Origin of the sequence: Tolypothrix tenuis PCC 7101 (assembly GCF_963874875.1) — a bacterium.
GTDB classification, from domain to species: Bacteria; Cyanobacteriota; Cyanobacteriia; order Cyanobacteriales; family Nostocaceae; genus Aulosira; species Aulosira tenue.
In genome coordinates, this window is record NZ_CAWNJS010000001.1 from 4011186 (window position 1) to 4032559 (window position 21374).

Below are 21374 nucleotides of genomic sequence, written 5' to 3' on the forward strand. Positions count from 1 at the left end.
CTCTAGTGTCTGTAAATTCGAGTATCATCCCTGTAAATGGAGGACTGAACGAAAATCTCTGCGCCTTGTTGTGGTTGAGTTTGTGAAGAGAACCCGGACGGCTGGCAATTCATTCATGATTCTTCCTCTCTGATGTACTACAAGAATAATCTACATTACTACATTATCTCATTTCGGCAAATCCCTAACTTACAAATACTGGGTGATACCAACTCAAATAATGTTTGCGACAGATAAATCCTTTGTAAGGGCACGGCACCAGTAAGATATTTGATATGCCAAAAGATTGCGGATGCCGTGCCCCTACCCATCTGTCGCGTTCTTTTTTCAAAATGGTATGAGTTCAGAATTTTTCGTCATGATTTTGGGGTTGGAAAGACGCGATTAATCGCGTCTCTACAGGATTAGCTCACTTCTTGCGGCGTACATAGCTAACCCCATCAAGCCAGATGACACTTTTGGGGTCTGTGGGATCGGTAATTAAGATGCGACGTTCGCTTGAGCCATCATCGTAATTAATGTATAGTATCAGCCCTTCAACGCGATAGCGACCGCGCTCATTAGGTGCTATGCTGCCGGTAGCAAAAGAGTCGTTACTGGCACCAGCACCTTGACCACGCACGACTCGGCCATCGGGCGAAAAGCTATATTGCTGCCAAGCTACAACTGACTGGCTACCTCCAATCGCAATGTTACCTGTGCCAGAAAGTGAGCGGAATAATCCGTTAAGCTTAAAGTTATTCGGCAATTTCGGATATGTCTTCGAGAAAGGTAGTGCCTCCCAGCCGTCCTTGTTTGCCAGTTCTATTTTGCCACCTTGACTGCGCCAGCGCGTCCATTCGTCTGGTTTGGCGCGTTTGTGAGCTGCAATCCCACCGCTAAAGGATAGCCCTTCGACGTTGGTGAGCGCATCTCCGTTGCGAAACAGCACAACAGGATAGATATCAGTGGTTAAGAAACCACCAATACCCATGACTGTGCGTGAATTGAAACCAAAGCTGTCAATCTGCTTCACAAGTTCGTTGTCTGTTGAGGAAGTAACAGACTCTGGTTTTTTGGCAGCAGGCTGTTCTGCCTTTTTGGGTGTTTTGGGTGGTTTACTTACTGGCGAGAGCAGTTGTGGCGATACTTTGGCAAATTGAGCATCGGGCATTCGGGACACCGAAAGCGCCACAGAGCAAGGATTGATATTGGCGTTTTGAGTGGTGATTTGTTTGGTAATTATAGATAGAGCTTGATCGAGTTGTTGCTTTTGGGTGGGGTGCCGATCGAGTTCAGGTAAGCGAGCGCGGATTTGAGCGACACCGTTGGTAGTTTCCCACGCTTCGACTTTAGCAGCATCGCTAGCGGTGAAGCCACTACCCTGCTTGCATTCCGTGGCAAAGTAATCGAATGCCATCACAGTCAGCGCGGCTTTCATAAATGGCTCACTTGTGACATCAGTATTTTGGGCGTAAGCACTCTGCATCGCAGCCACTGACATCACTAGAGTCATTGCCATAGCATTTACTCGCATAAAAACTTCCGTATCCTCACTTAACGGTTTAATTGAACGGCAGTAGATATCTTTAGCACCCATAGGTGCAAATTATCTCTGTTTTTTCCACTCTCATAAACCGTTATGCCGCGATCGCTTAACAATTATTTATCCTCGTGGCTGTAATTGTTGCATCTGAGGATAACTAGATTGTCAGCGGTGCGATCGCCAAAAAATGCTCAACTTAGATGTAAACCACCATCAACAGGTAATGCGACTCCAGTAATAAATGCAGCTTGCACAGAGCATAAAAAAGCTACGGCTGCACCAATTTCTTCCACAGAAGCCCAACGTTGCATAGGTGTATTTTCGATTCTATTTTTCATAGCATCGCCATCTACTCCGCCTCTATTAGCAGTGGCAAATTCCCACGCGTCAGTTTTCACAAAACCAGGAATAACTACATTGACTGTGATTTGTCGTGGTGCCAGTGCTTTAGCATAGTTTCTTACCAAAAACTCAACAACTGCTTTCGCTTGACCTGGCATGACATAGTCTAATCTTGGCGTTTGAGTATTGTTACATCCTGGAGAAGATATTGCTACTATATAGCCGTTTTTGTCTTCCATGTAATTGATAGCTTTTTCGACACATCTAATCAAGCATTTAGGATAGACATTCTGATAGTAGTCGTACTTGTCAAAACTATTCCACTTACCAGTACCTAACAATCTAGTTGAATCATTAGTAGCTAAAATTGCTCTTTGAGATTGAGAAGATGTGGTTGTGCCGACGTATAAACCAGCATTATGAATTAATGCTGTCAATTTACCGCCAAAATCATCTTCTACACATTGAAATATTTTTTCAATAGTAGATTCTTCTGCTACGTCGCCTTTAATCAGGGAAACTTTGCAGCCATAGTTTAATTCCAGTTTAGCTTTCGCAATTGATGCTGCTTCTTCATTGGAATTAAAGCCAAGTATCAAATCATAGCCATCTTTTGCCAAATGCTGCGATATTCCCCAACCAATGCCACGGGTGCCACCTGTAACTATTGCTAGTTTTGATATCATAATTTATCTCAATTAAGTTAAAAAAATAGAAATCAAAATTTCAGGATAGATTGTACTGTATCCATCCAAAAATTTTCTTCGCCTATAAATTAGCAATTAACTCAACAAAAGCCAAGAATTGTAATGAATTTAAATAATCACTTATATTTATTTTACAATTGCAATTGAAGTGAATTAATTGATTCAGAAAAATGATTTACAGGTTATTTATAAAATCGCAGTATGCAGGTAAAAAAACCATAATTTTATGCTTTCAATTTCTGGCACATTAAGAGAATTTATTTAGCTAAAATGGATTTAACCTGTAGCATCGATATTATTTTCTTGATTCTTGAGGTTTTGATACCATTTATCGCATTTTCCTGGTAATTGATGTGTTTTGCTGCCAATATCCCCGACTTTTTCAAAAAGCTGGGGATCTAAATCTCGCTCAAGTAGGAGGATGTGTTAGCGACAGCGTAACACATCCTAAATCTTGCTAAAGCTTGTTGTTGATCCGATTCTCCTGCATCAGCTGTGAGTGCGATCGCGGGGATTTGTCCGCCTTTTTATGCTAATACACCAAAAGTATCAAGTTAAATTATGAACTAGTAATCGATTAGGTACGACGCAATTTTAAGAGCTTTATTAAAGTTACCGAACCGCATCTATATCTCAGTATTGGTCATATTTTCCCAGGAATTGAAAATTAGTTTTTATTTCTTACCCTGATAAATAACCATTTTGCTACAGTCAATTAATGCGGCAGATTTACCACAACATAATTGGTAACCCTGCGATGAAGGAAGCTATACTAGTCCACAAAGTAAAGCTTTCAAGATTGCCTTCATCCAGCGCCAGACTCATTTGCTTTAGGGCTGATAATAATGCTACTAATAGCACAAGGAAGAATGCAAAATATCTGAAAATAACCATACTCTGCGCTACTTATTTTAAAAGTAAACCTAGTAAGTTTTTAACAGTATATTTCACTCTTTTTTGTTGTCTATTTAGCGCTTTATCGGCTAAAATTTTAAATTCAGCAATCCGTACAGAGGAACATTCAATCCACTGAAATTCTTGCTACCAGAAGGAAGTTAAAATTTCAAATAATTCTTTATTAGGAAAAAACATCTAAACCATAGTTTTGATACAGAGTTTTAATTTTTTCTTGGATAAGCGATCGCACATTTTCTGGTGCGACAATTACACAATCGGGTGCATATTGCATTACCTCCCGAATAAACCAAAAGGTACTAGAGACACGCCTGACAACGCGCTTGACTTTTGCTTTATCTGGTAGCCATTCATTGATTTTGTCTTCGAGTTTGGCTTGATAAGCAAAGGCTAAACCAGCTAACAGATGCATTTCTACATCTATCTCTGCTAACCCAGAACGTCGCCACTCACCAACAATCGGCGAAACAGCAGCATCTTGAATCCGATCTAAACGTAAACTCCAATTGTGCTGTAAGTCTTCTACATCCAAGTTACCCTCAGTCTCTTCACACCAGCAATCAAGATATTGGCGCTTTTCGTGGGGCGTAACTTTGGCGTAACGGACAGTAAAATTCCAGATATGCTGTCTCGCATCTTGATAACTCAGTTGAAATGGTTGCTCGCGTAAAATGTAACGATCTATTTCTAAACGCCAAGCTGGGGGTAAGTTTCCTAAAAAATTGTCAATTTCAGTACGCAGAGGTATAGGTAGTTCGCTACGCTCAAGTAATAATTGTGCTATTATCTGCGCTTGCTCATTTTGCCCAATATCAGCCAATGCAAGCATTGCACGATGAACAGCACGCAGACGCGATTCTGTCCAGTCATGATTTTTACCAATAATTAAATGATGACGAGCGATCGCTTCTATTAGTTTAGAGATATTTGGGCGATCGCCCCACTTCATCCCAAACTCTAGCGCTAAGTTTTCTAACTCGGCTTTATCTCGTTCTGATACCGATAAAGTTATAGACTGACCCTTTCTACTCATTTTATACGGACACTTTTATACGGATATATCTTGTCAACTTCTATTTTGCGTGCCAATATTGTTTTTAACAACCAGTTACGGACACTATTTAAGTTTATGTCCGAAAGTTACAAAATTAATCTCAAATCTGTTTATTCCCAAACAGTCCCCACACCCAAAGGTGTACAATTACCCCAAGATTGGTCATTATCTTGGCATCAAGCAGCAACTTTAGAAGCTTTGCGAGATCCAAATATTGATGTCATCTTCAACACCGCCATGACAGGCGATGGTAAAAGCTTGGCTGCATATTTAGAAGTGCTTCAGGGTGAATCTTCGGCTATTGGACTTTACCCAACTAATGAATTAGCGCGCGACCAAGAAATACAAATTCAAGGCTATATAGCAGCATTTCAACCTGCAAATCAACCCCGTGTAGTGCGACTCAGTGGTGCTGATTTAGAAATATATGCAGAAAATGAAGGCTTAAAGAAAAGTGCTGCGATCGCAACTCTCACCAGTCAACGAGAAGCATTATTAACTAACCCTGATATTTTCCATTATTTACATCGCGGTGCTTATATTATTAAGGGTGATAGTCCAGATAAATTATGGGGCAGAATCGATAAAGATTTTGATTTATTTCTTGTAGATGAATTTCATGTATTTGCTGCTCCACAGATTGCCAGTATTATTAATACAATGTTATTAATTCGCTGCACCAATCGCCGCAAAAAATTCCTGTTTCTTTCAGCCACCCCAGATAAAAATTTAATTACTAAACTAGAAATAGCAGGTTTTCGTTGTCGAGAAATTAATCCCCATGAACAAAATAAATATCAATTTCCTGAGACTGAAGAACAAGAACAGCAATTAAAATCTCAAGGATGGCGGCAAGTAGCAAGACCAATCGCTTTAAATTTTATCCCATTAGAACCAGCTTTTAAAGCATCAGAAACTTGGTTAAAAGAAAATGTTGATTTGATTGTCAATCAATTTCAACAATATCCAGGTAGTAAAGGCGCAATTATTCTCAATTCTATTGCGTCCGTCAAGCGATTAACTCCATTTTTTCAAGAAATTTTACAGCCTTACGGTTTAAAAGTAGGCGAAAACACCGGACTTTCTGGGAAAGCAATCAAAGAACAAAGCCTTGCTGCTGATTTAGTTATTGGTACAAGTACAATTGATGTAGGCGTTGATTTTAAAATTAACTTTCTGATTTTTGAATCATCCGATGCAGGTAACTTTATTCAACGTTTAGGTAGGTTAGGCAGACATGATGGCTATGACAAAGAAGGGCAGAAAATTCAGTTTGCAAATTTCACAGCTTATGCGCTTGTACCCAACTTTTTAGTCGAGCGTTTATTTCAGGTAGAATCTCCACCCTTAACAGTTAATTGTATTTGCGATCGCCCATTTTTACAAAACACCATTAAAGAGCAATATCGCCAAATTAATGATTTTCAGGGATATTATCGCCGTTGGGGTGCTGTACAGTCTTTTTGGTTATGTTGTCAATTAAGCGATCGCACTATTCAACAACAGTATGCCCAAAGCCGAGATAAATTTCAAACAGTCAGCGAGCAAGTATTTAATACCAGTTTGAAATCGATGGCGGGACGGATAAAAGGATGGGCTAAAGAATGGCAAGAAATCTCTGGAAAATCGGGAAATCCTATTGCTGAAGATGCTGCTAGTTTTCGTGGTTCTAGTCCTTTGCAATGTGGTTTATATGATTTAACCGAAGCCAACGAAGTTGATAGGTTTAAAACCTACGACTTACCAGGTATTTTGAGCAACTTAGATATTGAAATGTGGACTGAGGCGGCATTTACACGGACACTGAAAGAAACCGCACAACGCACCGGACAACCTATTGCCAAAGGTAGATTTGCCCACTGTCTAGCATTTATCAAGCTGCGTTCTTACCGTGAGGAACGGTTGAACTGGAAATTTACTTACCCCGGCGACTTGCAACCAATAGCTGATGCTTGGAAAGTCCAGGTTTTAACAGGTATAGAAGTTTGGCAACCAGAAAACCAATGGATTAGGGAGATAAACAAACGCTTAAAAACACAGGGTTTGGTATGTTATGTGCTTCGCCGTCCGGTTGCAGAAGTGCGGATGCGGCTACGGCTACCGATGCATTTTCAAATTTACCCGATTAGCGACAAGTACAGCGTTCATGATGCTAACACACCGTATGCGATCGCGTTTGGTCACTCTGCACTGCTGCTAGATACGCTGGCGTACACCTTTAAAAGTAAAGGAGATGAGACATGGATTGCTTGAGGTTTCAATCCCTCATAGGGATTTATGGGATTCAAAGTCTAAAGGCAGAAAAAGGAACAGTAATACGTTCACAGAGTATTGTTTCAATCCCTCATAGGGAGTTAGAGTATGTTATTGCCTTAGACTTTGACTTACAGTATAAGTATAGTACAAACTCTTTAGTCAAGATAAAGAAGTTTGTGTGGTCAATACACTGTGAACTGAAATTACTGTACCTTTATCTGATACAGGCAAATGCAAAACCAAAATGCCGACCCCCACCTGTTGAAATGCGTACTTAATGCTGACATCAATCAGCTCCAACAGATTAACCAAATGCTGATTCATCGGCTTGTTGAGGAAATCTACAAGCATGACTGTCGCATCAGTACTTTAGAAAAGCAAAATCAAGAAATATTGCTAAAACTTAACAAATTAGAAAATCTCACAAACGCAAATACTAGTCAGCTTCAAGAAAACCAAGAATTAATCAGTTTTATAGAAGCAGAAATTCCATATTTGAGACACCTAGTTTCCAAAAATGAGGACTTAGAGAATCGTTTGGCTTTTCTCGAACCATCAGACTAAGGTGTTGTTTGCAGTGTACACGACATCAACAATCTAATTTCAAAACACTTATTACACCTATTAGAAGTTTATCCCTGGTTTGACTGGGAAAATGTGCAAGCCTGTTTAGTATATGCACCTCAGTCAGTTCGCGATCAATAAGTTGAAACTTTGTCACTATGAGTAAACCAATTCCAGATGATTACACAAATCTACTAGTGCAAGTAAAACAACGCATACGTTCTGCCCAGTATGAAGCACTGAAGGCAGTTAATAAAGAACTCATTGCGCTGTACTGGGATATTGGGCAGATGATTGTTACCCGACAACAGGGAGATAGTTGGGGTAAATCTGTAGTGGAACAGTTAGCAAAAGATTTACAGACAGAGTTTCCTGGAATTACTGGATTTTCTACTGCTAACCTCTGGCGGATGAGGCTTTTTTATGAAACTTATGCCGCGAATGAAAAACTCGCACCAATGGTGCGAGAAATTGGATGGACTCACAATATAGTCATTTTTGAGAAGTGCAAAGATGACATAGAACGGGAATTTTATATCAAAATGACTCGTAAGTTTGGTTGGACAAAGAATGTTTTGATTCACCAAATTGAGAATCAGACTTATGAAAAAACTCTGCTAAATCAAACCAATTTTGACCAGACTGTTTCAGCAGAGATTCGCAATCAATTAAAACTTGCAGTTAAAGATGAATATACTTTTGAATTTTTGGAACTAGCAGATGAACATAATGAACGACAGCTAGAGGAGGCAATTTTAACAAGAGTTGAACCATTTTTACAGGAAATGGGTGGAATATTTGCTTTTATCGGTAGTCAATATCGCTTAGAAATTGATGATGAAGAATATTTTATAGATATCTTATTATATCATCGCAGTTTAAAGTGTTTAGTAGCAATAGAACTGAAAATAGGTAAATTTTTACCTGAATATGTCGGTAAAATGCAGTTTTATCTAGCTGTTTTAGATGACAAAGTAAGGCTAGCTGATGAAAATCCTTCCATTGGAATTATACTTTGTAAATCTAAGCAGAGAACGATTGTTGAATATGCACTGAAGGAGTCTAATAAACCAATTGGTGTAGGAACGTATCAAATAGTTTCAACACTACCTCAAGAATTAAAAAATCAGCTTCCGGCTCCTGAACAAGTTGCCAAATTACTCGAAGGATTTGAATAAAGTTTTAAAATGAGTAAATGAATGTTGACGATTATTCAACAAACTGGAGGATCATCAAATGCAAGACCACACTCCAACAATTGCAGAACTGCAAGAATTAGCCTCACAACTTCCTGAAAAAATTTCTTACTTAAAAATGTTAGTGCTGTTTGGTTCTAGAGCTACTGGTAACGCCAACGCAAAAAGTGACTGGGATTTTGCAGTTTTATGTGATGAAGAACAGCGTGAAGCTTACATAAAAAATAATATTTCAGGTTTGTTTGAATTACCTATGCTGCTTGGCGAAGTATTAAAAATCAATGCTGACCACATTGATATTGTAGAACTTAATCACTGTGCTGAATTGATAGCACATTTCGTTGCTCGCGATGGCAAAGTTTTGTATGAATCTGAATCTGAAGGATTTGAAAAATTTAAACAAAAAGTATTACTCAGTAAATCAGAGCTTAAAACAATTGAAAATCATAAACGACAAAATATTGAGAATTTTCTACAAAGATGGGGCGTATGACAAATATAGATACTGTAATTGTTACAACTCGGTTAGAGTTTATTGCTCGTTATCTTGACAATCTGAAAAGATTCGAGGCAATTACTTGGGATGATTACCTCAATAACATTGATAATCAATTAATTACAGAAAGACTATTGCAATTAATGACTCAAGCTGCGATAGATATTAACGATCATATCTTGTCAAAGCTAAATCCAGGAAATTCAAATACTAACTTTGAAGCTTTTATTGAGCTTGGTAAATATGGTGTCATTACTCCCGAACTAGCAAGACAATTGGCACCATCATCTGGATTAAGAAATCGTCTTGTTCATGAATATGACGATATAGATCCGCAGCAAGTTTTTAAGGCAATTAGTTTCGCCTTACAGCAATATCCACTGTATGTCAGACAAGTCAACTCATATTTAATTTCTTTGAGTGAAGAGAATGGCTAAAAAAAGTAAAGCTGCAAAAGCCTCGGATGAATATCAGCAATTATCACTTTTAGATATAGAAAACACTGCAAATGCTGAATCATCAGATGAAGATTGGTTATCAGGTGATTTTGGTTTTGATAGTGATGGCGATCGCACTATCGAAACAAAACAACAATTACTCACACTCAAGCTACTGCAAGAAGCGATTACAGCGCAAAATCCTGATGATATAGTCATGGCAGATTTTGCCCAATATGTTTTACCAAATCTGCTAAAAATAGCAATTGGTGTCACAGCTAAAGGTGGTAAATTCTTTGATGAAATAGACCAACAGCGAGAAGCAGCAGGTAAAACTAAAGTTAGACGAGATAACGCCGCAGATCAATCACTCAATACACACTTACTCAACGGTTTATTTCCGGCAAATTTAATTGAGAAACGCTTAGAAAATCTGGATACAACTATTCGGCGCGTAGTCAAAGAACGAGAACGACGCTTAGTCATTGCTGGGTTCATTTTACATGACTTTGAAAAATTCCCCGATGTTCCAGAAAATTGCCGCAAATTAGCCTTAGCAGAACATCGTCAAATTATTGATGAAAAAGTCAAACAATTAGGACTTAATAAGTTTATCAATCCCGATAATCCAGAAGATTACAAAGAATATCTAGACGATTTATTATGTTTAGCTTACAATGCTCAACGTCGTTGGGATACTAACTGGAATTTTTCGGAATTTGGCTTAAATCCTGTTCTTAAAGACCGTACTCTTCGCTGTCTTGCTGATTTAACTTGTTTAGCTGATTCTCTCGCTTCTATTGTTAAACATCCTCAAGATGCAGAAAATCCGAGATTGCAAGAAATTATTCATAATCTCAGCGATGGACAACTGAAATTTACCTATCATCGTATTGCTGAGAACCGGGGTGTTTTAACTAATGTTGTTAATAATGCCGTAATTCAAGCTTATACAAACCTTAATACCAATGAGCAGATATACTATGAACCTTTACTATATCTGCCAACAGGCGTAATTTATCTCACTGCGCGTAATGCTCCTTCTCTATCTACAAAAGACTTACCAGACCTTGTAGTTAATAATATTAAATCCCTGTGTCAAGGACAATTAAAACTCAGACAAACAGGATTTGGTCGTGATGGTAAAGGCATGAAATATGCCGAATATTATAACTTATTTTTTGACTCTCCCGGCTTAATGGAAGTAGCTTTAGATGCAACATTACGCATTTTAAGTTCTACTAAACCATCTGTTGCTAAAAGTCGTAGTGAGAATTTAGTTAAGTTTCAACAACAAGGCGTTTTACCTGCTGAGTTTGATTTTAAATTTACCGATGATATACGCATTGATCAAATAGCAGAATTTGGCGATTTAGTCAGTCGTAAAATTTGGGATGAAGCTGTTAACCGGATTGAAGCAATTCGCAAGAAAGATAAAAAATTACCAGCTATACCTGCTTTTGATTTAACTCATAAAGTCGCTGAATTTTGGAATTTAACAGAATATCTCCCTGAGATTCGCCACATTCAGCGTATTAATGAAAGCCTGAAAGAAAACAAGTTAAAAGGTAATACTGGCGGCGTACCTTATGAATGGTATTATCTCGCTGCTAAATATTTAGAAGCACATCCAGGCGTGGAAGATGTCAGGGAAATTTGCCAGCAAGTTATTGAATATTTGACAGGTTTAATTTCTCCTATCCTCTCTCAATATCAATTACCTGATGGTTGGGATGACTTACGACAATGGGTATCAAGAGTTGTGATGTTACCAAATACAAATCAACAATCATCATCTGAAACGCAAACAGAAAATTTTCTCAATGAGTTAAGTAACTATAATGCTGCTAAAAAACCTGGAAGGGGAAGACAATTAATTTGTTCAATTTCTCATTCTGCTTATACAGTAACAGAGCAGATGGAATCAGCAGTTTTATTTACACCGCAAGTTTATACAAATAAACAAATGTTAGGTGGTTCTAATGCCAAGCGCAATATTTCCAGCATTGCAGGTGTGGAAATGATGTTGCGACAAATTTTGATGAATCAAACTCAAGCAGTAGGTAAACGTTTTGAAGATGGTAAATATCGCTATCTCTACTTTTATCCAACTTATTACTTTACCCCAGAAACTAATAAGTTTTTACAGAAAGCTTATAGTGGTGTAGCTCAAACTCGCTTTGATACTAGCATCCGCAATCATTTTATCTCCAAAGATTTTCAAGCGAATTTAGATAAAGAAAATTATCAAAATGTAGATAGTTTCTTAATAGATGAAAATCTCGATAATGAAAAAGACCGGACATTTAAGCTTACTTATCCTGAAGACCAGCCTTTAACATTTTATTTCATGGCGCTACCTCCAGGACGAGACAGCACAGATACGGAATCCTGGGTTATGCCTACTTGGTTAGCGTTTGCTTTCCCGATGATTTTAGATGTCAAAACTGTAGTTTCAGAATCGCCAATTCCACCTTTTAATGATGGTGCAGAGTTTGAAGAAAGCGTTTTTCTTGATAGTGCGCCTCATGCTTTTCGTGCTTTGGTAAAAAGAGATAGGTTCCGTTTAGACTACATTCTGGAAGGTTGGCAAGAAAACGGTATTCAATACCCTGCACCCCTGAATGTCTTGACTGCTGCTTATGCCATTCATTTAGATGTGAATGCGCGACAAGGTAAATCTGGTTATGATGCCAACTGGGGAAGATTTAGCGAATTAGCCAAGGATTTAGAAACTAGTCCATTGTATGTATTTTATTATCTAAATCGTTGGGCACGTAACCAGGGAGTTGAATCAGCCAGAGTTGAAAAAATTCGGCTTTACACCTATCATTTTTATCCTTGTTTTGACCCTTATGCAAAATTTGACTACACCAAAGAGGAATTAATTGTGGGAGAAGAATCAAGTCTCAATCATCCTAAGAAGTTAACGGAACTTTATCGCCGTTTTTATAGAGCTAATAAGCGATATAATCCCAAAGCTAATGCTGTATTAAAACCGATTGATATTGCATCTGAAACTATACTTAAAGCTGAGTTAAGTGTATTTCGCGGTGAAACATTAGTTACAGCTGTAGCCGCCGAAGTTTTTAAACTCATGGATCGCGTTCATTCTTCCACTGCTGAGGGACGTTGGGTAATGAGTAAACGGGAGGAAGAACGACAAGCGATTTTAGATTTTGCCCAGTATTTTGTAGTTGAAGTATTTGAAAAATCTTTTGCAGGCGATCGCGCGCGTTTAGCAGGCCGTCAACTCAACTTAATTCGCGATACTTGTGAATTTATCTATCGCTTAGAAGACGATAAAGAAAACATAGAGAAAAATCAAAAGTCACCGGAATCAGATAATCAATAGATACCAGCTATTCTCAGCTAAAAACTCTGCCAATCACATTAAATAATCATATTGGAGAAATATCATGGCATTGCTCAAAACAGTTGAACCTAAATTATTTCAAACCGCAATTCCCTACAAACCAATGGGCAAATATGTCCACTTTTTAACTATTCGCATCACCGAATCCTACCCATTATTTCAAACAGATGGCGAACTAAATAAAGCCAGAGTCAGAGCAGGAGTCAAAGATAAAACTACAATTAGCCGCCTGTCAATGTTCAAACGCAAACAATCAACACCAGAACGTTTAGTTGGACGAGAATTGTTGCGTAACTATGGTTTAATGACTGCTGAAGAATGCGAATACAACGTTAACTTTGCAATGGATAATCCTGATTGCATTATTTATGGATTTGCAATTGGTGATTCTGGCTCAGAGAAATCAAAAGTTGTGGTAGATACAGCATTTTCAATAACAGCTTTTGATGAATCACACGAAACTTTTACCTTGAATGCTCCTTATGAAAATGGGACGATGGCTTCTAAAGGTGAAGATGGTTCTAAACCAGGGGAAGTTACTAGCAGAATTAACCAGCAAGACCACATCAGACCGCAAACTTTCTTTCCTAGTATTGTCACATTAAAAGACCCAACTGAAGCTAGTTTTCTTTACGTCTTTAATAACATCCTACGGACTCGCCATTATGGAGCGCAAACAACCCGTACAGGACGCGTAAGAAATGAGTTAATTGGTGTTATATTTGCTGATGGAGAAATTACTAGCAATTTGCGCTGGACTCAAGCAATATACGACAAAATGCAGTCAAATAACAGTATAAATTCTCCTGAACCTTTAGATGAAGATGATGTCATTACTGCTGCTAAAAGTGCGATTGAGGAATTAATGAATGATGAATTTATCGTTCATACTGACTTTATTGGTGAGACTTTCGTACCCTTGCTAAGTGAAGTTAAAGCACTCACAAATAGCGAAGCAGGCATAAAATCAATTTTACAAAAAGCTGATGCAGAAGCTAAAGAATACGCCAACAAACACATCAGCAAAAAGAAATCGACTGCTAAAGCAGGGTAATCGCTATGCCAATTATTTATTGCTGTCAATTAGAATTACACGACAGCCTTTATTACGCTACTCGTGAAATCGGCAGATTATACGAAACAGAAGCGGTAATTCATAATTACGCACTCTGCTATGCATTAGGCTTAGTTGATAGCGAAGTTTACTCTACCACTGTAGCTGACGAACATTCCTATCGTTACTTTTGTCCTGAACAAGTTCCCAAATATGCGGAACATTTAACGCCGCTAAATCAGCAGGGAATTTATGTGACACCTGGGCGTGCAGTTAATCATACTGCAATTCTTAATACATGGAAATATGCGAATAATAACTACCATGTAGAAATGGAGAAGACGCAGAAAAATATTCCTAGTTTTGGTAGAGCGAAAGAAATTGCAGCAGAAAGCCAATTTGAGTTTTTTGTAATTTCTCAAAAGCCAATCAAGTTACCAAAATGGATTCGCTTGGGTAAATGGATGAGTAAGGCTGAGGTGACAATTGAAGAAGCTGGCAAAATCAATATAAAAACAGGTGACTTTACTTTTCGTCATCCATTGAATCCTCTGGATGTAATGTTTACCCATCAAGTTATCAGCTATGATGTGATCAATATGCCCCCAGTAAGTCTGATTCAAAATGTAAGTATTTGCCAAGGTGAATATTACGAGTTGGAGCATCCCAACACAAGTGAAAAATTGCGCTTACCTGCAAAAATGCAGTATCGACTTAAAGCTTAATTTCTAGCGGTGGGCAATCCCCACCCTACATCTATCATTTTAAATTATTCATGCCTTACAGCCTTGTTTTAAATCTTGTCCCCCAGTCTCCCATCTACCCAGAATTCTTGACTGGTAGACATTTCCATGCGCTATTTCTTACTCTCATCAGTTCTGTAGATCCCAGTTTGGGAGAATATCTGCACTCATCAAACGCAGATAAAGCCTTTACTCTTTCACCATTGCAAATACAACGACAACCTAAACCACATCACCAAACGTTGCAATTTATTCATCAAAAACCTATTGCGGCTGGTACTCACTGTTGGTGGCGTGTTTCTCTACTGGATGATACTTTGTTTAGCAAATTAACTCCATTGTGGCTAAATCTTAACCCAGAACATCCTTGGCATTTAGGTTCGGCAAACTTGTATATTACTCAAATTCAAGGTACAGCGCAATCAAAGCAACCTTGGGCTAATGCTTGTAATTATGCACAACTTTATGAACAAGCATCAAATAAAGAGCGCAATCTTAGCTTTAGTTTTGCTACGCCTGTATCCTTCCGTCAAGGTGGATATGATACCTTTCTTCCGGTAAAAGAATCTGTATTTAATAGCTTACTTAACCGTTGGAATAAATATAGTGGAATAGAAATCTCTAGTATTCCTATTGAATCAATTTATCCGAGTGCTTTTGACATTAATACAGAAGTCGTCAGTAACTATGAAAGTAAGTTCATTGGTTGTGTTGGTGCAATTAGTTATCGGATTTTAGGCGATGTTGAACCTTTAGCAATTAAGCAAATAAACGCTTTAGCTGATTTTGCATTGTATGCAGGGTTAGGGCGGAAAACAACGATGGGTATGGGTATGGTGCGTAGGGTGTGAGGGAGATGAGGAAGATGAGGAAGATGAGGGGGATGAGGAGGGAAAATTTTTGTGAGTAATTTATGGCTGTTAGATAAATGATTGTTTTTAATACATGAAATTAAGTTATGAATGAAATTGATTACATTCCAATTGCGGCGTTAAATCAATATGTTTACTGCGCGCATCGCTGTTGGCGGATGTTTTGTGCAGGAGAATTTATCGATAATCAATACACAATTGAAGGTACAAGTTTACATGAACGAGTTCATACAGTTGGTGAAGGACAACGTGAAGATACTTGGCAAATCCGAGCAATTTGGTTGAAATCTGATAAGTATAAACTGATAGGTAAATCTGATTTAGTTGAATCTGAAAATGGCACATACTATCCAATTGAATATAAACGTGGTCGCAAGGGTGAATGGGATAATGATGAAATGCAAGTCTGCGCTCAAGCTTTGTGTTTGGAGGAAATGACGGGGAAGAGTATTAGCACAGGTTATATATATTATGCACATTCACATCAACGTCAGTTAGTAGAAATTACTCCACAATTGCGTCAAAGTGCGATCGCAATAATTGAGGCAGTTCAAGAATTGCTATTGACAGGCGCAATACCAATACCCATAAAAACAAAACGCTGTGATGGTTGCAGTCTTTACGCTTCATGTGTGCCACAAGCAACTGATAAAGTCAAGCGTTATCAAGAAAGTAATTAATATCAATTCGTAATTTGTAATGTATGGTGTGTTATCGCCTAGCGCAACGCACCGATGTACATCAATGATTACGCAAATATTTCTATCGTTTGTAATTGAGTTTGAGATTTGATTATGGGCACAGTTTATATTACCCAAGAAGATGCTTTTATTGGGAAGGTAGATGAACGTCTGAATGTTAAGTTTGAGAAAAAGACAATTTTAGATGTACCTTTGCTAAAAATCGATGGTGTTGTGGTTTTAGGACGTGCTACTGTTTCACCTGCTGTCATTTCTGAATTACTTGAGCGTCATATTCCACTGACATTTTTGACAAATACAGGTGGTTATTTAGGGCGTTTAGAGCCAGAGGTTACTAAAAATATATTTGTTCGCAAGGCGCAATGGCAAGCGGCGGGAGAATCAACCCAAGCGATTCATTTGGTACAGGGTTTTGTGCGCGGTAAACTGAAAAATTATCGCCAGGTTTTACTGCGACGACAACGCGAATCTACAGATTTAGATTTATCCAAGAATATTACTCGCATTGAGCAGGCGATCGCACCAATTGAAACAACTCATAATATCAATTCGCTGCGAGGCTTAGAAGGTGCTGGTAGTGCGGCTTACTTTGGCTGTTTTTCTGAGCTAATTCTGGTTCCAGAATTTGATTTTAATGGTCGTGTCCGCCGTCCGCCTACCGATCCGGTGAATTCTTTACTTAGTTTTGGCTATGCGTTGCTGCGTCATGATGTGCAAGGTGCAATTAATATTGTTGGCTTCGATCCATATTTAGGATACTTGCATTGCGAACGTTATGGTAGACCATCTCTCGCACTAGATTTAATGGAAGAATTTCGCCCTTTGGTTGTCGATACGGTAGTGTTATCGGCTTTAAATAAACGCTTGCTGACACCTGCTGATTTTGTTACTGAACCTTTAAGCAGTGCAGTTTCTCTCACTTCCACCGGACGAAAAACATTTCTACAGTTATACGCACAGAAGAAATTATCGGAATTTAAACATCCCGTATTTGGGCGTAAATCTACTTATCAAGAAGCCTTTGAATTGCAAGCTCGATTATTAGCGAAATACCTTATGGGCGAAATTGAAAAGTATCCACCTTTAATTTTGAAGTAAATTTTAGAGAGGAAAATTACCGATGAATGTTGTTATATCCTACGATATTTCCGAAGACAAGCGCCGCACAAAGATTCATAACATTCTCAAGTCTTATGGGCAATGGGTGCAGTATAGTATTTTTGAATGTCAGTTAAATGACACCCAGTACGCCAAACTGCGATCGCGCTTGCATAAGTTGATTAAAAGCGATACGGACAATATCCGTTTTTACTCTCTGTGTAGTTGCTGCTTTGGTAAGGTTGAACGTATTGGCGGCGAACCAGTCCCCGATGATACTATTTTCTTTGCCGAATGCGCGGAGGGGTAGGTGTGGAAAAACTAGTTATCCCAAAAATTAGGTGAAACTATTTCTCTGTAAGGCTCTCACAGTTTAATTGATATTCAATCACCCGCGCGCCTTACAGGGATAGACTTTCAGGAATTTTGGTTTTGCGTTTTCACTATTGCCCGTGTTATTATGGCGCTATCCGCGCAACAGAACCTTGAAAACCGCATATAACTTGACTTTTAGGCTTCCGGTGTTGAAATTTCAAATAATCCCTATTAGGGATTGAAACCCAATAAATACAGTATTGTAAAGATTGCTTTATAGTTGAAATTTCAAATAATCCCTATTAGGGATTGAAACATTCTGAACAGAAATCAAAGAAGTACTAGCAGAAGTTGAAATTTCAAATAATCCCTATTAGGGATTGAAACTTGGACTTCCGCGCTTGAGTCTGAGGTACTTTGGAAAGTTGAAATTTCAAATAATCCCTATTAGGGATTGAAACATTCTCCTAGATTTTCCTCCACTTCCTCAATGTAGTTGAAATTTCAAATAATCCCTATTAGGGATTGAAACAAAGTCTCGCTTGCTCCTAAATCAGTAAGAGACGTTGAAATTTCAAATAATCCCTAGTAGGGATTGAAACCCATAGAAATAATTATTAGCTGTTACTTGATTCCGTTGAAATTTCAAATAATCCCTATTAGGGATTGAAACTCAATTTATTGAGCAAGTTGAAAAGAACATTAGGGGTTGAAATTTCAAATAATCCCTATTAGGGATTGAAACATTAGTCATTGGGTATTGGGCATGGCGATCGCTTGTGTTGAAATTTCAAATAATCCCTATTAGGGATTGAAACGCCTTATATACTGTGGCCCCTTGATATGGAATAGCAAAAGGTTGAAATTTCAACAACCCCCTATTAGGGATTGAAACTTAAAACCGCCGCAAGCAGCATCATTTACTAACTTGATTAAAGTTGAAAGTTCACAAACTTATACCATTTTGAAAAAAGAACGCGACAGATGGGTGGGGGCACGGCACCTATAAGATCTTTGAATATACCAAAAGATTGTGGATGCCGTGCCCCTACATGGAATTTATCTGTCGCAAACATTATTTGAATTGGTATTACTCTTTTTTGAGTTTTTTACCATAAGTAAAATAGCAACTCCTGAACGGGTTGCTATTTTACTTAATAAGGCTAGATTTACACTTTATTCCGAATTAATGGTTCAATTTATCATGTTCGTCTTGGGTAACCCGGTAGACTTCCCTATCTACCATATGAATTTCATATACTGCATCTTTGCCTGGGAAAAATAAAAATCCTGGCTCTTTTTCTTCTACCTCTACTATTTCTGAAATTGCATTAGGATTAATCTCAACATGAATGCCATCTGTTGTTGTTAAATCTACAGGTTTCATGTATACCTCCTTGCTCTGTAGCAAGCTGTATCTCTAATGTCTTCAATTTAATCCTAATACAATGACATTTGGATGAATCAATGAAGCAAAAATACTTAACCTTTTATGAGATGAAACTTTAAGTTTTTAAAACTATAAAATAGTTTAGCTAAAAATTAAGCACTTAATTTTCTCATTATCATTACTGTGAATATTCCTATAACTTAATCTCTGTTGTTGCTGATAACTGATACTTGTACATTACTGAATTTAGCACTATTTAGATTGCTTACTTTTTGCAGAAATCGGTATTTTGGGCAGATTTTTTGCTGAAATTATAGTTTATACAGGCAGGTTATCCTATTTTAAATACTCTAATTAAGTAATTTATTTTTAATAAATTAAAAGCTAAAAATACTACTTAAAGCTATAAAAATAGAAATTAAATTTTCAGTATGGGAGCTACTGCGTTACGCGGGTTGAGTTGCGTTGTGTTAAGCCTATGAAAGAATTTGAAGTTTAGAGGCAATGATATTTTGCTGTCATGCACCAGAATTATGCAACGGTGCGTTAGGCGCGAGAATAGACGCTGCGTGATGAATCATATCGATAATATGCGCCTAACACAGCCTACATCTGAAGAGTAATCAACTATCGATTGCTGAAGAAAATTAGCGATCGCCTATCACCAGTCATACTATTGCTGGTATTCTGAAAGCGGCAAGGCCATTACCAGGAAATTGACAAAGCAAAAGAAAAACAATGGAAGTCGCTACAACCAGAGTTCCCCGTTGGTTCGTTCGCAGAGATATTGATGGTTTATTTGGGCTGGCGCTGGATAATTTTATTCAAATTTTATTGATTGTTAGTTTGTGCCAAACAGTGCTGGGCTTTCCGGCTGAGTTAGTTTATGGGCGGATTTTGCCAGGAGTAGCAATCAGTTTGATTGTGGGCAACTTCTATTATGCCAGGTTAGCCAAAGAGCAAGGTAAACGCGAACAGCGCGATGATATTACAGCTTTGCCCTATGGAATTAATACTGTCAGTCTTTTTGCTTATATTTTTCTGGTGATGTTGCCTGTAAAATTGGCAGCAATTGCTGGTGGCTCATCTGGCGAACAAGCGGCTGAATTAGCTTGGCAAGCGGGTTTGGTGGCTTGCTTTGGTTCTGGGTTAATAGAATTTGCTGGGGCTGGGATTGGCGATCGCCTCCGTCGTTTGGCTCCCCGTGCAGCACTTCTTTCTACTTTGGGCGGGATTGCAATCACTTTTATTGCCATTGGCTTTCTCTTTCGTACCTTTGCTAATCCTGTAGTTGGCTTGGTACCGCTTGGTGTAATTCTGGTAACTTATTTTGGACGAGTGCGATTTGGCATACCCGGCGGCTTGTTGGCTGTGATTTTAGGAATCGCCCTGGCTTGGGGAACAGGTTTAGTCAGTTGGGATCATGCCAAATTTGCCGCTACTCTACAACCAATCAAGTTCTATCTACCTTCTTTATGGTTAGGAGAATTATGGAATAGTCGTTCAGTCTTTTTGGAATATTTCAGTATTATTCTCCCAATGGGGCTATTTAATCTAGTTGGTAGCATCCAGAATTTAGAAAGTGCAGAAGCGGCGGGTGATAACTATCCAGCTGCGCCCTGTTTAGCGGTGAATGGAATTGGGACTTTGGCGGCTGCTATTTGTGGTTCCTGTTTTCCTACTACTATTTATATTGGTCATCCAGGCTGGAAAGCTTTAGGTGCAAGGATTGGTTACTCAGTTCTCAATGGCATCATCATGGGCTTGCTTTGCTTGACTGGAACCGTGGCGATGCTGGCTTACTTTGTTCCTGTGGAAGCGGGGATGGCGATTGTATTATGGATTGGCATTGTGATTGTTGCTCAAAGCTTTACAGCTACCCCATCGCACCATGCACCTGCTGTAGTTGTTGGTTTGTTACCGGGGATTGCTGGTTGGGGCGCACTCATCGCCAAGAATGCACTGCGCGCCGCAGGTTTGGGTACGGTGGAAAAACCTTTTACCCCATCGCTGATTGAGCAGTTTAAGTTGAGCGATACATATATTGATGGCGCTTTTGCTCTTGAGCAGGGGTTTATTTTTTCTGCCATGATTTTAGCGGGCATTACGGTTTACATTATTGAACGCAAGTTTCGCTATGCTGCCTATTGGTCTATCATCGCAGCTATGATTTCTTGGGTTGGGTTAATGCACAGTTATCGTTGGACTGTTGCAGATACAGTTGTGAATTTTGGCGCAGGAACAGGTACGCCTTGGGCGATTGGCTATCTTTTGCTGGCTATTCTCTTTTTCTATGTCGATTGGCAAGAAAGACGGAAAAATTGAGTAATTTA

At 38.6% G+C, this 21374-nt stretch carries 17 protein-coding genes and 1 CRISPR repeat array; of the genes, 13 read left to right on the forward strand and 4 right to left on the reverse strand.

The window, feature by feature from the left end; all coding sequences use genetic code 11:
* Nucleotides 1–409 precede the first annotated feature (409 nt).
* The 3 genes from AACU25_RS16355 to AACU25_RS16365 all read right to left on the reverse strand — a co-directional run bounded on the left by AACU25_RS16355 (nt 410) and on the right by AACU25_RS16365 (nt 4522).
* Complete coding sequence (locus tag AACU25_RS16355) at nt 410–1579, reverse strand: hypothetical protein (RefSeq protein WP_321206812.1); 1170 nt, start codon at nt 1577–1579, stop codon at nt 410–412.
* Between the two features lie 137 nt (nt 1580–1716).
* On the reverse strand, nt 1717–2553 hold the full coding sequence (locus AACU25_RS16360; RefSeq protein WP_096577313.1) for an SDR family NAD(P)-dependent oxidoreductase: 837 nt from the start codon (nt 2551–2553) through the stop codon (nt 1717–1719).
* A 1099-nt stretch (nt 2554–3652) separates the two neighbouring features.
* Nucleotides 3653–4522: a helix-turn-helix transcriptional regulator gene (locus AACU25_RS16365; RefSeq protein WP_096577315.1), complete on the reverse strand. Its 870-nt coding sequence runs from the start codon at nt 4520–4522 to the stop codon at nt 3653–3655.
* Between the two features lie 96 nt (nt 4523–4618).
* Here AACU25_RS16365 and cas3 point away from each other — a divergent pair, with 96 nt between their 5' ends.
* The 12 genes from cas3 (at nt 4619) to cas2 (ending at nt 17646) form a co-directional block, all read left to right on the forward strand.
* A complete protein-coding gene (gene cas3, locus AACU25_RS16370) occupies nt 4619–6796 on the forward strand; it encodes a type I-D CRISPR-associated helicase Cas3' (protein WP_096577317.1) in 2178 nt (725 codons plus the stop codon).
* 234 nt (nt 6797–7030) lie between these two features.
* A complete protein-coding gene (locus AACU25_RS16375; RefSeq protein WP_096577319.1) occupies nt 7031–7363 on the forward strand; it encodes a hypothetical protein in 333 nt (110 codons plus the stop codon).
* Between the two features lie 158 nt (nt 7364–7521).
* Nucleotides 7522–8541, forward strand: a complete 1020-nt coding sequence (locus AACU25_RS16380) for a PDDEXK nuclease domain-containing protein (protein WP_096577321.1) — start codon at nt 7522–7524, stop codon at nt 8539–8541.
* A gap of 58 nt (nt 8542–8599) precedes the next feature.
* Nucleotides 8600–9052, forward strand: coding sequence for a type VII toxin-antitoxin system MntA family adenylyltransferase antitoxin (gene mntA, locus AACU25_RS16385; protein WP_096577323.1), 453 nt, complete (start codon nt 8600–8602; stop codon nt 9050–9052).
* Nucleotides 9049–9492, forward strand: a complete 444-nt coding sequence (hepT, locus tag AACU25_RS16390) for a type VII toxin-antitoxin system HepT family RNase toxin (RefSeq protein ID WP_096577325.1) — start codon at nt 9049–9051, stop codon at nt 9490–9492. The genes mntA and hepT overlap by 4 nt, the downstream gene beginning before the upstream one ends.
* A complete protein-coding gene (cas10d, locus tag AACU25_RS16395; protein ID WP_096577327.1) occupies nt 9485–12847 on the forward strand; it encodes a type I-D CRISPR-associated protein Cas10d/Csc3 in 3363 nt (1120 codons plus the stop codon). Before hepT ends, cas10d begins: the two co-directional genes overlap by 8 nt.
* Nucleotides 12848–12911: 64 nt before the next feature.
* Nucleotides 12912–13922 carry a type I-D CRISPR-associated protein Cas7/Csc2 gene (gene cas7d / locus AACU25_RS16400; RefSeq protein WP_096577329.1) on the forward strand — a complete coding sequence of 337 codons (1011 nt, stop codon included), beginning with the start codon at nt 12912–12914 and terminating at the stop codon, nt 13920–13922.
* Nucleotides 13923–13927: 5 nt separating this feature from the next.
* Nucleotides 13928–14647 (forward strand): type I-D CRISPR-associated protein Cas5/Csc1, encoded by a 720-nt coding sequence (gene cas5d, locus AACU25_RS16405; RefSeq protein ID WP_096577331.1) that lies wholly within the window; start codon nt 13928–13930, stop codon nt 14645–14647.
* Nucleotides 14648–14697: 50 nt separating this feature from the next.
* The gene (cas6, locus tag AACU25_RS16410) at nt 14698–15516 is read left to right on the forward strand and encodes a CRISPR-associated endoribonuclease Cas6 (protein ID WP_096577333.1); all 819 of its coding nucleotides are present in this window, start codon (nt 14698–14700) and stop codon (nt 15514–15516) included.
* 107 nt (nt 15517–15623) lie between these two features.
* Nucleotides 15624–16217 carry a CRISPR-associated protein Cas4 gene (gene cas4 / locus AACU25_RS16415; protein ID WP_096577335.1) on the forward strand — a complete coding sequence of 198 codons (594 nt, stop codon included), beginning with the start codon at nt 15624–15626 and terminating at the stop codon, nt 16215–16217.
* Nucleotides 16218–16331: 114 nt separating this feature from the next.
* Nucleotides 16332–17336, forward strand: coding sequence for a type I-D CRISPR-associated endonuclease Cas1d (gene cas1d, locus AACU25_RS16420; protein WP_096577337.1), 1005 nt, complete (start codon nt 16332–16334; stop codon nt 17334–17336).
* A 22-nt stretch (nt 17337–17358) separates the two neighbouring features.
* Nucleotides 17359–17646, forward strand: a complete 288-nt coding sequence (gene cas2 / locus AACU25_RS16425) for a CRISPR-associated endonuclease Cas2 (protein WP_096577339.1) — start codon at nt 17359–17361, stop codon at nt 17644–17646.
* 213 nt (nt 17647–17859) lie between these two features.
* Nucleotides 17860–18546: direct repeats of the CRISPR family, unit length 37 nt; unit sequence GTTGAAATTTCAAATAATCCCTATTAGGGATTGAAAC.
* A gap of 291 nt (nt 18547–18837) precedes the next feature.
* Here the strand turns inward: cas2 and AACU25_RS16430 are convergent.
* Nucleotides 18838–19038 carry a hypothetical protein gene (locus tag AACU25_RS16430; protein ID WP_096577341.1) on the reverse strand — a complete coding sequence of 67 codons (201 nt, stop codon included), beginning with the start codon at nt 19036–19038 and terminating at the stop codon, nt 18838–18840.
* A 741-nt stretch (nt 19039–19779) separates the two neighbouring features.
* Here AACU25_RS16430 and AACU25_RS16435 point away from each other — a divergent pair.
* A complete protein-coding gene (locus AACU25_RS16435) occupies nt 19780–21366 on the forward strand; it encodes a permease (RefSeq protein WP_096577343.1) in 1587 nt (528 codons plus the stop codon).
* Nucleotides 21367–21374: the final 8 nt, after the last annotated feature.

Excerpts from the sequence above, each read along its gene's own strand:
- cas3 (WP_096577317.1), top strand. The coding sequence starts at position 4,619 with ATGTCCGAAAGTTACAAAATTAATCTCAAATCTGTTTATTCCCAAACA.
- AACU25_RS16435 (WP_096577343.1), top strand. The coding sequence starts at position 19,780 with ATGGAAGTCGCTACAACCAGAGTTCCCCGTTGGTTCGTTCGCAGAGAT.
- cas2 (WP_096577339.1), top strand. The coding sequence starts at position 17,359 with ATGAATGTTGTTATATCCTACGATATTTCCGAAGACAAGCGCCGCACA.
- cas6 (WP_096577333.1), top strand. The coding sequence starts at position 14,698 with ATGCCTTACAGCCTTGTTTTAAATCTTGTCCCCCAGTCTCCCATCTAC.
- AACU25_RS16360 (WP_096577313.1), bottom strand. The coding sequence starts at position 2,553 with ATGATATCAAAACTAGCAATAGTTACAGGTGGCACCCGTGGCATTGGT.
- AACU25_RS16430 (WP_096577341.1), bottom strand. The coding sequence starts at position 19,038 with ATGAAACCTGTAGATTTAACAACAACAGATGGCATTCATGTTGAGATT.
- AACU25_RS16380 (WP_096577321.1), top strand. The coding sequence starts at position 7,522 with ATGAGTAAACCAATTCCAGATGATTACACAAATCTACTAGTGCAAGTA.
- hepT (WP_096577325.1), top strand. The coding sequence starts at position 9,049 with ATGACAAATATAGATACTGTAATTGTTACAACTCGGTTAGAGTTTATT.
- cas1d (WP_096577337.1), top strand. The coding sequence starts at position 16,332 with ATGGGCACAGTTTATATTACCCAAGAAGATGCTTTTATTGGGAAGGTA.
- AACU25_RS16355 (WP_321206812.1), bottom strand. The coding sequence starts at position 1,579 with ATGGGTGCTAAAGATATCTACTGCCGTTCAATTAAACCGTTAAGTGAG.
- mntA (WP_096577323.1), top strand. The coding sequence starts at position 8,600 with ATGCAAGACCACACTCCAACAATTGCAGAACTGCAAGAATTAGCCTCA.
- cas4 (WP_096577335.1), top strand. The coding sequence starts at position 15,624 with ATGAATGAAATTGATTACATTCCAATTGCGGCGTTAAATCAATATGTT.
- cas10d (WP_096577327.1), top strand. The coding sequence starts at position 9,485 with ATGGCTAAAAAAAGTAAAGCTGCAAAAGCCTCGGATGAATATCAGCAA.
- AACU25_RS16375 (WP_096577319.1), top strand. The coding sequence starts at position 7,031 with ATGCAAAACCAAAATGCCGACCCCCACCTGTTGAAATGCGTACTTAAT.
- cas5d (WP_096577331.1), top strand. The coding sequence starts at position 13,928 with ATGCCAATTATTTATTGCTGTCAATTAGAATTACACGACAGCCTTTAT.
- cas7d (WP_096577329.1), top strand. The coding sequence starts at position 12,912 with ATGGCATTGCTCAAAACAGTTGAACCTAAATTATTTCAAACCGCAATT.
- AACU25_RS16365 (WP_096577315.1), bottom strand. The coding sequence starts at position 4,522 with ATGAGTAGAAAGGGTCAGTCTATAACTTTATCGGTATCAGAACGAGAT.